Source organism: Pseudomonas sp. LP_7_YM (assembly GCF_004364435.1).
GTDB lineage: Bacteria > Pseudomonadota > Gammaproteobacteria > Pseudomonadales > Pseudomonadaceae > Aquipseudomonas.
Genome location: NZ_SOCT01000001.1, coordinates 1,023,541 through 1,037,307, shown reverse-complemented (window position 1 = coordinate 1,037,307; position 13,767 = coordinate 1,023,541). Strand labels below are relative to the sequence as shown.

Genomic DNA, 13,767 nt, shown 5'->3' with positions numbered 1-13,767 from the left:
TTAACGCATCACGAAGGGGTCGGGCATCGGCGCTTGCGAAAGGTTGATCCACACCGTTTTCAGTTCGGTGTAGGCCAGTACCGAATCGATGCCGCTCTCGCGCCCGTAGCCACTGTTCTTGAAGCCGCCGATCGGCGCCATGGCCGAGACGGCGCGGTAGGTGTTGACCCAGATGATCCCGCAGCGCACGTCCCGCGCCAGGCGATGTGCGCGGCCCAGATCCCGCGTCCAGATGCCGGCTGCCAAGCCAAACTGCGAGTCGTTGGCAATGGCCAGCGCTTCGGCTTCGTCCTTAAAGCGAATCACCGACGCCACCGGGCCGAAGACTTCTTCCTGCATGATCTTCATTGAATTGCGGTCGCACTCGAACAGGGTGGGTTCGTAGTACCAGCCATCGCCGTCCAGTTCAGGACGTTTGCCCCCGGTGCGCAGACGCGCGCCTTCGGCCAGTGCATCGGCGACCAAACCTTCAACCACGGCCAGTTGCTGCGCGGTAGCCATCGGGCCCATTTCACTGCTTTCATCCTGTGGATTGCCGATGCGGATACGTTGCGCGCGCTCGACCAGACGTTCGACGAACTCGTCGTAGATCTCGTCTTGCACCAGCAGGCGCGAGCCGGACACGCAGCTCTGACCCGACGCCGCATAAATACCGGCGATCGCACCGTTGATGGCGCTGTCCAGGTCGGCGTCGGCGAAGATGATGTTCGGTGATTTGCCGCCCAACTCCAGTGACAGCTTGGCAAAGTTCTCGGCGCTGCTACGCACCACATGCCGGGCCGTGGCTGCACCGCCGGTGAAGGCGATCTTGCGCACCAGCGGATGGCGGGTGAGGGCTGCGCCGGTGCTGGGACCGTAACCGGTAACGACGTTGACCACGCCCGGCGGAATGCCGGCTTCGAGGGCCAGACGTGCCAGCTCAAGAATGGTCGCCGAGGCATGCTCCGAAGGCTTGAGTACAATGGTGTTGCCTGCCGCCAATGCCGGCGCCAGCTTGATCGCAGTCAGGTACAGCGGGCTGTTCCAGGGAATGATCCCTGCGACCACGCCCATGGGCTCGTGCACGGTGTAGGCAAACAGATCGGGCTTGTCCAGCGGCAAGGTGCCGCCTTCCAGCTTGTCGGCCAGGCCTGCGGTGTAATGGAAGAACTCCGGCAGGTAGCTGACCTGACCGCGGGTTTCTCGGATCAGCTTGCCGTTGTCGCGGCTTTCCAGCTGCGCCAGATGCTCTTTGTTCTCGGCGATCAGATCGCCCAGACGACGCAGCAGCTTGCCGCGTGCGGTCGCGCTGAGCGTGCGCCAGGCCGGGTTTTCGAACGCTGCCTGGGCTGCTTGTACCGCGCGCTCGACGTCGGCTTCATCCGCATCGGGCAGTTCGGCCCAAGGCTGGGCCAGCGCCGGGTTGAGGCTTTCGAAGGTCTTGCCGGACACTGCATCGACCCACTGGCCGTCGATGCACATCTGGAAACGGGTAAGGCTCATGCAACGATCCCCTTTGCCGAAGTGTTTTGCGCGTCTGCCTGCTTGAGAAAGTCCAGCAGCACCTGATTGACCATGCGTGGCGATTCCACGGGCATCATATGCCGCTGCTCGGCCAGTATCGCCACCTGAGCGCCATGGATGCGCATCGCCAGTTGCCGGGCCATGTCCGGCGTCGAGCCGGGGTCCAGTTCTCCGGTGGCAATCAGTGTCGGTGCGCGGATGTCGCCCAGCTCGTCGGCACGGTACATGTCCTGGGTGGCGAACAGCTTGTAAGAGGTCAGGTAGCCCTGCGGGTCATTGTTGGCCAGCACCTGCCTGAGCGCCGCGATCTGTGCCGGATTGGCCGCCTGATACTCACGACTGAACCAGCGCGTCAGCGCTTCGGCAGCATTGGCATCAGGCCCGTGCTCGGCAGCCTGGCTGGTGCGGGCAATGACGCCTGCACGCTGCTCGGCGCTGCGATTGAACACGCTGTTGAGGATAACCATGCCCGACACCTGCTCAGGGAAGTGCAGGGCGAAGGCCCGCGCCACCAGACCGCCCATGGAAAAGCCGATGACCGTGGCACTGGGCAGGCCCAGGTGCTCCAGCAACTCACGCAGTTGTTCGGCGAACCCCGGCAGCCCGGTTTCCGGGGCCGGGCGCGGGCTGGCACCGTGGCCGAGCATGTCGTAAGCAATGACTCGATAGTGAGGGGACAGGCCGACGATCTGTCCTCCCCACATTTCCTTGTTCAGGCCAACCCCGTGAATCAACACCACGGGGTGGCCCTGGCCGGTCGCCAGATAACTGGTGCCGGCCGGGGTGCGTTCAGCGATGAGCCGAATCATGGATCGCTCCTGCAAGCCTTATAAGTAGTCGCAGCTGTCATCACTGAGCTTTTTCGGCCGCCAGTTCTTCCAGGTCGATGTAGCGGTTGCCGATGCGCGGGTGCAGACGACCGCCGTTGGCAGCGCCCAGTACGACGATGATTTCGTCGGCGCGCGGTGAGTCTTCGATCTGCATTTCCAGGGTGATGTAGTGCGAACGCAGGCCTTCGTCGTCCTTGTGCATCATCGGAATCTGGATCGAGGTGCCCGGACCGCCACGCTTGTTGGTGAAGCTCAGGTAGCTCTTGGCTTGCACCGCGTCGCGGTAATGATTGCCGAAGCGCAGGGTGTGGATGACGGCCGAGGCGTGCTCGATTTCGCCTTCGGCACCGACCACCGCAGCCTTGCCATAGGCCTGGATATTGTCGGCACCGCCGATCAGACCCGTCAGGCGTTCGACCATCATGGCGCCCAGATCGGAGCAGTTGGCGCGGATCTCCGGTTTCAGGTCCTCGACGAAGCCACGACCCAGCCACGGGTTCTTCATCACCACGGCCAGGCCAACCATGGTCACCGGCGTGTCGGTGGCTTTGCCACCTTCGATCAGGGTTTCTTCGAGGTAGCTGACGATTTTGCGAATTTCGAAACTCATGAATGGCTCCCGGGTTCTTGATCGGATTATTGATGCGGGTTTGTATTTGGTCTGATGGTATACCATAAGATCATTGATGCAAATATTTTGCATGAGGTTGTGACCAAATACCTCCCGCGAGGAGAAGCGCCACTGAACGGCAATGGCTGGGGCTTGTTCAGATGCGGCGGGCCTGTGGCCGATGGAGCTTCAGGAAAACGGCATATTTGATGAACGGTTCTAGTCAGCACTCAGCGCAAAGAGTACAAATGTACTCCATGACCAACTTATCTCCCAAACGCGCTGCCATTCTCACGTTCATCCGTGATCGCGTCGCAGACCATGGCCAGCCGCCGAGCCTCGCTGAAATCTGCGACGCCTTTGGCTTCGCTTCGCGCAGTGTGGCGCGCAAGCACATCGTGGCGCTGACCGAAGCCGGCCTTATCGAAGTCACGGCCAATCAGGCCAGGGGCATTCGCCTGGTCGAGCATAGGCGCCGTGCGCAAATGCTCGAGATCCCGGTGCTGGGGCGGGTCGCGGCTGGCGCGCCGATCGGCCCGGATCTCGATATCCACGACACCTTCACCCTCGACAGCCGAACCTTTCAGCGCATCCCGGATTACCTGCTGCGGGTCAAGGGCGATTCGATGATCGAAGACGGCATCCTCGACGGCGATCTGGTGGGCATCCTGCAAAGCGCCGAAGCCAAGGACGGGCAGATCGTCGTGGCCCGGCTGGAGGGGGAAGTCACCATCAAACGTCTGGAACGCGGGAATAACACATTCCGTCTGCTGCCGCGCAACCCGACGTATGCCCCCATCGTTGTAGGCCCGGATCAGGATTTCGCCATTGAAGGCGTGTTCTGTGGCCTGGTGCGGCGGGAATGATGCGCGCGGTGGTCAGCCTTGATGCGTTGCTGGACGAGCGCCGGGTCTGGAAAGGGCGTCCACAGGTTCAGCCGGTTGCCGCCCAACCCACCGGCCATCCTTTGCTCGATGCTGCCTTGCCCATTGGAGGCTGGCCACCCGCTGCACTGACGGAAATCCTCATTCCAGCCAATGGCAGTGGTGAGCTGCGTCTGCTGTGGCCGACCCTGGCTCGATTGGCCGACAGCGGCGAACGGATTGTGCTGGTGGCGCCGCCTCATGTGCCTTACCCCCAGGCCTGGCAGTCAGCGGGTGTCGACTTGCGGCAGCTGTCGGTGATCAACGCCAGCGATACCGATGCCTTGTGGGCGGTCGAGCAATGCTTGCGTTCCGGCAGCTGTGGCGCGGTGCTGTGCTGGCCCGCCAAGGTCGATGACCGGGCGCTGCGCCGTTTGCAGGTGGCGGCGGAAACCGGCCAAACCCTGGCCTTTGCCTGTCGCGGACAACACGCGGCAGCCAATCCGTCGCCTGCCGCCTTGCGCCTGGCCATCGATGCACGGCCCAGTCAGCTGCGGGTGCTCAAGTGCCGTGGCGGGCTGGCGCCTTGCGCACCCATTCCTTTCACTGCCGACGCTTGAGGTTTGCATGCTCTGGGCCTGTATCCTCTTGCCCCAATTGGCACTGGACGGCGTCATGCGTCGACGTGCCGAGCCGGACCGCGCGCTGGCATTGATCAGCGGCACGGCCCAGCGTCGGGTACTGCAAACCGTCAACGCCGCCGGCCGGGAGTTGGGCTTGCGTCCCGGCCAGTCCCTCACCGCAGCACATGCCATGACCCGCGATTTCGACACGGTCGAGTACGATCCGAAGCAGACCGAGCATTGGCACCGGTTACTGGCCGCGTGGGCCTACCGCTTCAGCTCTCAGGTCAGCCTGAAATACCCGCGGGTCTTGCTGATGGAAGTCGAATCGAGCTTCGGTCTGTTCGGGCCCTGGCCAGTATTCGAAGCCCGTCTGCGCCAAGAGTTGAGCGCCATGGGTTTCAGTCATCGGATCGTCGTGGCGCCCAACCCGTTGGCGGCGCGCATGCTGGCCAACGCCTACGATGGCGTGGCAGTGACCTGCAACGATAGCCTGCTGCAGAGCCTGGAACAGATGCCGGTCAATCGCCTCGGTTTATCGCAAGAGGTCTCGACCGCTTTTGCGCGCATGGGCCTGCAACGCTTGCGACAGGTGCTGGCCTTGCCCCGCGATACGCTGGCCCGACGCTTTCCTGCCCAGGTCCTGCAGCATCTGGACACCTTGCTCGGGCGCAGATCCATGGCGTTGAAGTGTTATGTGCCGCCGGATCATTTCGAGGCCCGGATCGAGCTGAATTTTGATGTGGAATCCCATCAGGCGCTGCTGTTTCCCCTCAAGCGCATGATCGCTGACCTGGCCTTGTTCCTCGGCGGGCGAGACAGCGGCGTGCAGCGATTCGTCATTCACCTGGAGCATGTGCCCAGTGTTGGCAGCACAGCCCCGGATACCCTGATTCCTGTGGGCCTGCTTAGCGCCGAGCGCGAGGCCCACATGCTCTTCGAACTGGCTCGTGGACGGTTGGAGCAAGTGCTCGTGCCTTCGCCGGTACGTGCCCTGAAGCTGCAAGCCAAAGACCTGCCGGCGTTCGTGCCGTCCCATCGCGAACTGTTTGATGAGCGCCCTCAGCAGAGCATGCCCTGGGAGCAGCTGCGCGAACGGCTAAGGGCCCGCCTGGGCGACGAAGCCGTCAGCGGTTTGAGTTTCTGTGCCGATCATCGACCCGAATGTGCGTGGCAGCCGACTACCCTCGGCAAGGCAGCAACAGATTTGAGCCCGACGCCGCGTCCCGGCTGGCTGCTGCGCGAGCCCGAGCCACTGGCGGACCCGGGATTGCGCGTGCTGGCCGGTCCCGAACGTATCGAGTCCGGCTGGTGGGACGGCGGGGATGTGCGCCGCGACTATTACCTGATCGAAACCCGCAACGGCCAGCGTGGCTGGGCCTATCGTAGTGTGGGTGACGACAGCGGCCTGTTGCTGCATGGCTGGTTCGCATGAATGGTGACTACGCCGAGCTGCACTGCCTGTCCAATTTCAGTTTTCAACGCGGCGCATCCAGCGCCAAGGAGCTGTTCGAGCGGGCAAAACTGCATGGCTATCAGGCCTTAGCGGTCACCGATGAATGCACGCTGGCGGGCATCGTGCGTGCGTGGCAGGCTGCCAGGGAATGCGAACTGCCCTTGATCATTGGCAGTGAAATGACCCTCGAAGACGGGCCGAAGCTGATCCTGCTGGTGGAGAATCTGGCCGGCTATCAGGCCTTGTGCCGTTTGATCACCCAGGGTCGAAGGCGCAGCAAGAAGGGCGAGTACCGCCTGTTGCGCGAAGACTTCCAGCAACCTGTCGCCGGACTGTTGGCGTTATGGGTGCCTGATCTGCAGCAGCCCGACGAAGTTCTGCTCGAGCAGGGCCGGTGGCTGCGGGAAATCTTCAGCCCGGCTCTTTGGTTAAGCGTGCAGCTGCATTGTGGTCCTAACGATCAGAAACGCCTCATGAAGCTGCTGGCGCTGGCTCGACAACTGGACATCCGTCCCGTGGCCAGCGGCGATGTGCACATGCACGCTCGCGGTCGGCGTGCCTTGCAGGACACCATGACTGCAATCCGGCATCACACCACCGTGGCCGAGGCCGGGCACCGACTGTTTGCCAATGGCGAGCGGCATCTGCGCTCGCGTGCGCTACTGGCCGATCTCTACCCGGCAGACTTACTCAAGGAAACCCTGACCATCGCCCGGCGCTGCACCTTCGAGCTGAACCAGTTGCGTTACGAGTACCCCCGGGAACTGGTACCCGCTGCCCATACACCGAGCAGCTGGTTGCGTCACCTGACCGAGGAGGGCGCGCGTAAACGCTGGCCGGACGGCATCCCCGAAATAGCTCGGAAGAACATCGAGTGTGAGTTGGGGATCATTGCCAAAAAGGAATACGAGAGTTACTTCCTCACCGTGCACGACATCGTTCGCTTTGCCAGAGAACAGGCGATCCTGTGTCAGGGACGCGGTTCGGCGGCCAATTCGACCGTGTGTTTCGCCTTGGGCATCACCGAACTGGACCCCTCCAAAGGCAAGGGCAAGCTGCTGTTCGCCCGTTTCATCTCCGAGGAGCGCAACGAACCACCGGACATCGACGTCGATTTCGAGCACGAGCGGCGCGAGGAAGTCCTGCAGTATGTGTTCCGCAGGTACGGCCGGGGCAGGGCAGCGCTCACCGCCGTAGCCAGCACCTACCACGGCGCCGGTGCCATACGGGATGTGGCGCGAGTGCTCGGTTTGCCGCCGGATCAGATCAACGCGCTGGCTGATGCCTGTGGACGCTGGACCGACAATCTGCCGCCCGCCGAGCGCTTGCGTGAGTGTGGCTTCGAGCCCGACAGTCCGGTATTGCGCCGGGTCTTGACCCTGGCCGGGGAGTTGATCGGTTTCCCTCGGCACCTGTCGCAGCACCCCGGCGGGTTCGTGATTTCCGAACACCCATTGGAAACCTTGGTACCGGTGGAAAACGCAGCCATGGCCGACCGCACCATCATTCAGTGGGACAAGGATGACCTGGATCTGGTGGGCCTGCTCAAGGTCGATATTCTGGCCCTTGGAATGCTCAGTGCCCTGCGCCGGACCTTCGATCTGGTGACCCGATATCGCGGCTATGACCTGACCATTGCCAGCATCCCCAGCGAAGACAAAGCCACCTACGACATGATCAGCCGCGCCGACACCGTTGGTGTGTTCCAGATCGAGTCGCGGGCGCAGATGTCGATGCTGCCACGGCTCAAACCCCAGACGTTTTATGACCTGGTGATCGAAGTCGCCATCGTCCGACCGGGGCCGATCCAGGGCGACATGGTGCATCCGTATCTGCGCCGCAGGAACGCAGAGGAGCCCATCACGTACCCGCCCCGCCTCAAAGAGGTATTCGAGCGAACCCTGGGCGTGCCGCTGTTTCAGGAACAGGTGATGGAGGTGGCCATCCTCGCGGCGAACTACACGCCGGGCGAAGCGGATCAGTTGCGCCGCTCGATGGCTGCCTGGAAACGCCACGGCGGGCTGGAGCCGCACAAGGAACGGTTGGCGACCCGCATGAAGGCCAATGGTTATCCCCAAGACTTCATCACGCGCATCTTCGAACAGATCAAAGGATTCGGCAGCTATGGTTTCCCCGAATCCCACGCTGCCAGTTTCGCCTTGCTGACCTACGCCAGTTGCTGGCTCAAATGCCACGAACCGGCAGCCTTCACGTGCGCCCTGATCAACAGCTGGCCCATGGGTTTCTACAGCCCTGACCAGTTGCTGCAGGATGCCCGCCGCCACCAAATCGATGTGCATCCGGTCGACATACGTTACAGCGACTGGGACTGCTCGCTGGAACCGGTAGCGGGCCGCGATTACACCCAGAACCTGGCGATTCGCATGGGCATGCGCATGATTCGCGGGTTTCGCGAGGAGGATGCGCGACGCATCGAACACGCCCGCCAGCAACGCGAATTCAAGGACGTGACCGACCTGTGCATACGCGCCGACCTGGACAACCGGGCGCGGGCGTCGCTGGCCGATTCCGGTGCCTTGCGCGGGCTGGTGGGCCATCGTCATCGTGCGCGATGGGAAATGGCCGGGGTCGAGGTGCAACGGCCATTGTTCGATGATGACTGCTTTGGCGAAGAAGCACAGGTCCCTTTGCCGCTGCCCAGCGTGGCCCAGGATCTGATGGCCGATTATGACACCCTGGGCACCACGTTGGGCCCGCATCCCCTGGCTTTATTGCGCAACAAGCTGGCAGCCAAGCGCTTTCGCAGCTCAAAGGATTTGCTGGATGAAGAGCACGGACGCAATTTCAGCGTCGCCGGACTGGTGGTCGGCAGACAACGGCCCGGCACCGCAAGTGGCGTCACTTTCGTCACCCTGGAGGACGAACATGGCATGATCAACGTCGTGGTCTGGCGCGACCTGGCCGAGCGCCAGCGCAAGGTGTTGGTGGGTTCGCAACTGATGCAGGTGTTCGGCAAGTTCGAGTACCAGAAAGGCGTGCGCCATATCATCGCGCAACGCCTGTTCGACCTGACCCCACTGCTCACAGGTCTTGATGTGCGTAGTCGGGATTTCCGGTGAGCATCTGCATGGTGCAGCCATACCGGTGTATGGCTGCGCTCGGCTTCTGCGATCAGACCTTGAAAGCACTGACCAACCCGTGCAGATGCATGCCAAGCCGCACCAGTTCGACGCTGGACGCAGCGATTTCCTCACTGGCGGCAGACGTCTGCTCGGAAGTGTCCGTGTGTGGAGGTCTCGTCATGGCCAGCCTCCTCATGGGTGTGTGTATCAACAATGTGTCGCACTCACGATGCCGAAGTGACACTACCAGTCCAGAGGGTTCCGGTTTCCCCTCAATCGATGGCTGACACTAGATAAAAAAATCAGGCACAAGGCGTATGACAGAACGCCTCAAGCCCGATTTTTTTGCACTACAGACCGCATACGCCAAGCAAATCGATCGCGCCAGAAGCGGTCTTCGCTTACAGCTCGACCTTTACCGCCCGGCCAGTCTTGATCGACTCCAGTGCGCAGTTGGCCAGATGCAATGCCTTCAACCCGTCGCGTGCGTTGGTGGGCAGTGGCTGACCGGCGTTCACCGCGTCGATGAACTGGTTCAGTTCGTTGCGGTATGAGTCGGCATAACGTTGCAGGAAGAAATTCTCCAGCGGTTCGCGCACTTCGGTTTGCGTCGCGCTGTAGCTGCGCACGGTGCTGGGGCGATGGTTGTCGTTGAGGATCATGCCCTTGGAACCGAACACTTCCAGACGCTGGTCATAACCATAGACCGCCTCGCGGCAGCAGTTGATGTGGCACTGCTTGCCGGACGCGGTGCGCAGCAACACCATCACGCTGTCGTAATCATCGATCTGTGCCAGGGCCGGTTCCACCAGGCGGCTGGCGATGGCAATGACTTCCACAGGCTCTTCGCCGAGCAGGGTGCGCGCGGTGTCGAAGTCGTGAATGGTCATGTCACGAAAGATGCCCCCGGAATGCGTGAGGTATTCCACGGGAGCCAGGCCAGGGTCGCGGCTGGTGATCACCACCTGACGCACCTCACCGATGCTGCCGCTGGCAATCGCCTTGCGCATCTGCAGGGTGTCGGGGTCAAAGCGGCGGTTGAAACCCAGCATCACCTTGCCGTTCAAACGCTCGATGTCTTGCACCGCTTGAGCAGCCTTGGCGAAATCCAGATCGATGGGTTTTTCGCACAACACAGGCTTGCCCAGCTTTACCGCCCGCAGCATCAGATCGATATGAGTATCGGTGGGCGTGCCGATGACGATCGCGTCGACGTCGTCCCGGGCGATGGCTTCGGCGCAGTCATAGGCCGCAGCGCAGCCAAGTCTGGCTGCCAGTTTATCGACGCCTTCGCGCCAGGGGTCGGCGATAACCGACAGTTGCACATCGGGATTGGCCGCGACATTAGCGGCGTGGATGTTAGCAATGCGGCCTGCGCCGAGGACTGCGATGCGTAGCATGTTGGATCTCCTGGATTGTTGTTGTCGGGTTGATCGGTTGAACAGCAAAACACGTGCAGCTCAGTGCGCCAGATTGAAGGGCGTGACGATCTGCACGGGCGATGAAGGAATCGGATCGACCTTCCACAGCCGATGAAATTGCAGGATATGCAGGAACGCATGGCGGGCGTCGACCTGCAGGTTGTGGTCGATGACGGCGGCGATCTTTTCTTCGGCCAGCAACTGGCGGTTTTCCTGATCCAGGTCGTGACCGATGAACACGGTCAACGGCCGCCCCAGCGCCGCGAACGCATCGACGATGGCGCGATTGCCGCCGCCGACACTGTAAATGGCCTTGATCGAAGGATTGTCCTGCAGCGCTTGGGTGACTCGCTCGCGAGTGGGCTGGTACACGCCGAGGCCGCCGCTGATGTCGACCACGTGCAGATGTGGCGCACGGCTGCGCAGCCAGGTGCGAAAGCCCATCTCGCGTTCTTCCTCGCCACGAAACAGCTCGCTGCTGATCACGACCGCGACATCCTGCGCCGCGTTATCCAGCCAGCACGACATCAGGTAAGCAGCGGTCTGTCCGGCGGTGCGGTTGTCCATGCCGATGTAACCGATACGCTCGCTTTGCGGGAGATCGGAAACCAGGGTCACCACCGGGATGCCCGCTGCGGTGAGCTGATTTACCGCTTCGTTGATCTGTGGTTCGTCGGCGGCCTTGAGGATCAGCCCCTGGCTGCCTTTGCCAATGCAGCGCAGGATCAGCTCGCTCATCTGCCGGGTGTCGATTTCCTGATACAGGTGAAAGCGCGGAAAAATCCGGAAAGGCGCCAGGCTTCCCAGTTGCGCATGAATGGCTTGCTGCACCGCATCGCTGAAGCGTTTCGGGGTGTGCAGGATGATATCGATGTGAAAGGTACGACCCATGGCCGGGCCGGATTTCTCTTGCGCTTCGAGCTCTTCCAGGGCTTGCCGGATACGTCGGCTCGTCTGGTAATGCACGCTGCCGCGCTCGTGCAGGACACGGTCGACCGTCGCTTTGCTAACCCCCGCCTGAGTGGCGATCTGCTTGATGGAAAAACGTCTGGCGCGGTCGAGCATCCAATCCCCTTAGCCTCTGCCTGAGGTCTTGTTGAGGTCGATTCGGGTCTCTATGAGGTGAACGCAATGCTAGTCTCAGTTCCATTCGTTGTACAGATGGAATTTAAATTCTATTGTGATGGCGATTATCCGCAGCCAAAAACAACAAAAGCAGGAGAAGGGCATGTCTGAATCCAATCTTTGCACCTCATTCACGGGCCAATATTTCGTCGTCACTGGCAGCACTCAGGGCCTGGGTGCCGCGGTGGCGCACACGTTGGCCCGGCGCGGCGCTGCAGGCCTGATCATCTGCGGACGCAGTCGGGACAAGGGCGAGCAGCAGGTTCTGCAACTGGCCGAACTGGACTGCCAGGCTTTTTTCGTCGAGGCCGACATGGAGAACGTCGACGATTGCCGTCGCGTTGTCGCAGCGGCAAAGGCGCACTTCGGCACCGTGCACGGTTTGGTCAATTGCGCGGGAATGTCTGACCGGGGCAGCATCATCGACACATCACCGGAGTTGTTCGACCGAATCTTCGCCGTCAACGTCAAGGCGCCTTTCTTCCTGATGCAGGAATGCATCAAGCTGATGATCGCCACGCAAGTCGAAGGCTCGATCGTCAGCATCCTCAGTGTTTCAGGGCACGGCGGTCAGTCATTCCTCACCGCGTATGCCGCGTCCAAGGGCGCCTTGGCCATCCTGACCAAGAACGTGGCGTTCAGCACCTTGCGCAACCGGATCCGCGTCAACGGCCTCAACATCGGCTGGATGGACACGCCGCATGAAGATCAGATTCAGCGTGAGTACCACGGCGCCGAGGACGGCTGGCTGCAACGTGCTGAAGCGCAGGCGCCTTTCGGCCGTTTGCTCAAACCTCAGGAAGTGGCCAACAGCGTCGCCTATTTGCTGTCCGATCAGTCCGGTTTGACCACCGGGGCCGTGATCGACATGGAGCAGGGCATCATGGGCTGCGGCGACGGCTCGACCCCGCGCCCCGATGCGCCGCTGACGCTGGATGGGGTCGCCGGAGCAGGCCAGTGAGCCTGTTCGCCAGCGCGGCAGAGATTGACGTTCAAGCCTTCGCCGCGCTGTGCGAACAGCCGGTGAACCTTGCCGATTACCCCCATGCTCAGCAAGTGCTCAACCGCGTGGTGATCTATCACGCAGAGTCCCTGCGCAGCGCCATGCGCCACGAGCGCAGGGCGCTGATGAGTGAGCTGCATGGGCTGTTTCGCGACGGCCCCGGGGTGCTGGTGGTGCGCAATGCCTACCCCGATACGGACGTGATTGATCGCCACAGTGAGGTCTTCCGGCAGATCATTGCCGAGGAGTCGGCGCGCGTGGTGCGTGCCGATCATTTCGCCAGGCCCGGGGCCAATCAGCGGATCTGGAATGCGTTGCAGAAAGCCGCTGAATGCTCGCCGGATTCGTTCATCGAGTACTACGCCAATCCATTGCTCGGGTTGCTGGCCGAGGCTTGGCTGGGGCCGTATTTCCAGAGCACAGCGCAGGTCAACGTGGTGACGCCGGGCGGCCAGGCGCAGCAGCCCCATCGCGATTATCACCTGGGGTTTCAAAGTGATGAGGTGGTTGCGCGTTTCCCGCTGCCGTTGCATCGCCTGTCGCAGAACCTGACGCTGCAAGGCGCAGTCGCGCATACCTACATGCCACTGGAAACCGGGCCGACCCTGCTGTTGCCGTTCTCGCAGTTGTATGAGCCAGGGTATCTGGCATGGCGTGATCAAGACTTCATCGATTACTTCGCCAGCCATGCGACTCAATTGCCACTTCAGAAGGGCGACCTGTTGTTCTTCAACCCGGGCCTGTTTCATGCAGCGGGCACCAACCGGACGACCGATCAATACCGCATGGCCAATCTGCTGCAAATTTCCTCGGCGTTCGGTAAACCCATGGAAACCGTCAATCGCGAGCGGCTGGTCCTCGCGCTGTATCCGTTGCTTTTAAAGCGGGTAGAGCAGGGCGAGCTGGATCAAGAGGGGCTTGAGGCGGTGATCGCCATGAGCGCCGACGGGTATTCGTTTCCGACCAACCTGGACACCGATCCGCCGCTGCATGGCATGGCGCCGCAGACCGGGCAGCAGTTGCTGGAGCAGGCTGTGCAGGAACGTTGGCCGTTGGCAAGGTTTACCCAAGCGGTAGAAGCGCTGAGGGCCAAGCGCCTGGCGTAACGATGGGGCTTGGGCGCAAGACTGGATCCGCTGGCTTATCTCTTACCCCTGTGAGAGCGAATTCATTCGCGAAAAATGCTTCACGCCGCGCAGGTGCAGCACCTGGTCCATCCATTCGCTAATGAAGTTCGCCACCGTTCCATG

General features: G+C 61.7%; 12 protein-coding genes. 6 read left to right on the top strand and 6 right to left on the bottom strand.

What is annotated here, in order from left to right:
* Genes EC915_RS04625 through EC915_RS04615 form a run of 3 tightly spaced genes read right to left on the bottom strand, consistent with a single transcriptional unit; the run spans position 1 to position 2,943 of the window.
* On the bottom strand, positions 1–1,482 hold the full coding sequence (locus EC915_RS04625; RefSeq protein WP_133749319.1) for an aldehyde dehydrogenase: 1,482 nt from the start codon (positions 1,480–1,482) through the stop codon (positions 1–3).
* On the bottom strand, positions 1,479–2,312 hold the full coding sequence (locus EC915_RS04620) for an alpha/beta fold hydrolase (protein ID WP_133749318.1): 834 nt from the start codon (positions 2,310–2,312) through the stop codon (positions 1,479–1,481). The genes EC915_RS04625 and EC915_RS04620 overlap by 4 nt, the downstream gene beginning before the upstream one ends.
* Positions 2,313–2,352: 40 nt before the next feature.
* A complete protein-coding gene (locus EC915_RS04615) occupies positions 2,353–2,943 on the bottom strand; it encodes an amino acid synthesis family protein (RefSeq protein ID WP_133749317.1) in 591 nt (196 codons plus the stop codon).
* Between the two features lie 248 nt (positions 2,944–3,191).
* Here EC915_RS04615 and lexA point away from each other — a divergent pair, with 248 nt between their 5' ends.
* From lexA to EC915_RS04595, 4 genes are read left to right on the top strand one after another with little or no spacing between them, the layout of a single operon-like run.
* Positions 3,192–3,809: a transcriptional repressor LexA gene (gene lexA, locus EC915_RS04610; protein ID WP_133749316.1), complete on the top strand. Its 618-nt coding sequence runs from the start codon at positions 3,192–3,194 to the stop codon at positions 3,807–3,809.
* Positions 3,809–4,426, top strand: coding sequence for a translesion DNA synthesis-associated protein ImuA (gene imuA, locus EC915_RS04605; protein WP_166650926.1), 618 nt, complete (start codon positions 3,809–3,811; stop codon positions 4,424–4,426). The genes lexA and imuA overlap by 1 nt, the downstream gene beginning before the upstream one ends.
* A gap of 7 nt (positions 4,427–4,433) precedes the next feature.
* Positions 4,434–5,864, top strand: a complete 1,431-nt coding sequence (locus tag EC915_RS04600; RefSeq protein ID WP_133749314.1) for a DNA polymerase Y family protein — start codon at positions 4,434–4,436, stop codon at positions 5,862–5,864.
* Positions 5,861–8,965, top strand: coding sequence for an error-prone DNA polymerase (locus EC915_RS04595; protein WP_133749313.1), 3,105 nt, complete (start codon positions 5,861–5,863; stop codon positions 8,963–8,965). The genes EC915_RS04600 and EC915_RS04595 overlap by 4 nt, the downstream gene beginning before the upstream one ends.
* A 52-nt stretch (positions 8,966–9,017) precedes the next feature.
* Here the strand turns inward: EC915_RS04595 and EC915_RS25125 are convergent, their stop codons facing one another.
* From EC915_RS25125 to EC915_RS04585, 3 genes are all read right to left on the bottom strand, one after another.
* Positions 9,018–9,149: a hypothetical protein gene (locus EC915_RS25125; protein WP_256658664.1), complete on the bottom strand. Its 132-nt coding sequence runs from the start codon at positions 9,147–9,149 to the stop codon at positions 9,018–9,020.
* Positions 9,150–9,369: 220 nt separating this feature from the next.
* A complete protein-coding gene (iolG, locus tag EC915_RS04590) occupies positions 9,370–10,368 on the bottom strand; it encodes an inositol 2-dehydrogenase (protein ID WP_133749312.1) in 999 nt (332 codons plus the stop codon).
* Positions 10,369–10,428: 60 nt separating this feature from the next.
* Positions 10,429–11,454, bottom strand: coding sequence for a LacI family DNA-binding transcriptional regulator (locus EC915_RS04585; protein ID WP_133749311.1), 1,026 nt, complete (start codon positions 11,452–11,454; stop codon positions 10,429–10,431).
* Positions 11,455–11,617: 163 nt separating this feature from the next.
* Here EC915_RS04585 and EC915_RS04580 point away from each other — a divergent pair, with 163 nt between their 5' ends.
* Both EC915_RS04580 and EC915_RS04575 read left to right on the top strand, forming a co-directional pair.
* Positions 11,618–12,475: an SDR family oxidoreductase gene (locus tag EC915_RS04580; RefSeq protein WP_133749310.1), complete on the top strand. Its 858-nt coding sequence runs from the start codon at positions 11,618–11,620 to the stop codon at positions 12,473–12,475.
* Entirely contained in the window at positions 12,472–13,623 is a 1,152-nt protein-coding gene (locus tag EC915_RS04575) for a phytanoyl-CoA dioxygenase family protein (protein WP_133749309.1), read from the top strand. The genes EC915_RS04580 and EC915_RS04575 overlap by 4 nt, the downstream gene beginning before the upstream one ends.
* The last annotated feature ends 144 nt before the right edge of the window (positions 13,624–13,767 follow it).

Coding starts and splice junctions, on each gene's coding strand:
- EC915_RS04625 (WP_133749319.1), bottom strand. CDS start 1,482: ATGAGCCTTACCCGTTTCCAGATGTGCATCGACGGCCAGTGGGTCGAT.
- EC915_RS04620 (WP_133749318.1), bottom strand. CDS start 2,312: ATGATTCGGCTCATCGCTGAACGCACCCCGGCCGGCACCAGTTATCTG.
- EC915_RS04615 (WP_133749317.1), bottom strand. CDS start 2,943: ATGAGTTTCGAAATTCGCAAAATCGTCAGCTACCTCGAAGAAACCCTG.
- lexA (WP_133749316.1), top strand. CDS start 3,192: ATGTACTCCATGACCAACTTATCTCCCAAACGCGCTGCCATTCTCACG.
- imuA (WP_166650926.1), top strand. CDS start 3,809: ATGCGCGCGGTGGTCAGCCTTGATGCGTTGCTGGACGAGCGCCGGGTC.
- EC915_RS04600 (WP_133749314.1), top strand. CDS start 4,434: ATGCTCTGGGCCTGTATCCTCTTGCCCCAATTGGCACTGGACGGCGTC.
- EC915_RS04595 (WP_133749313.1), top strand. CDS start 5,861: ATGAATGGTGACTACGCCGAGCTGCACTGCCTGTCCAATTTCAGTTTT.
- EC915_RS25125 (WP_256658664.1), bottom strand. CDS start 9,149: ATGACGAGACCTCCACACACGGACACTTCCGAGCAGACGTCTGCCGCC.
- iolG (WP_133749312.1), bottom strand. CDS start 10,368: ATGCTACGCATCGCAGTCCTCGGCGCAGGCCGCATTGCTAACATCCAC.
- EC915_RS04585 (WP_133749311.1), bottom strand. CDS start 11,454: ATGCTCGACCGCGCCAGACGTTTTTCCATCAAGCAGATCGCCACTCAG.
- EC915_RS04580 (WP_133749310.1), top strand. CDS start 11,618: ATGTCTGAATCCAATCTTTGCACCTCATTCACGGGCCAATATTTCGTC.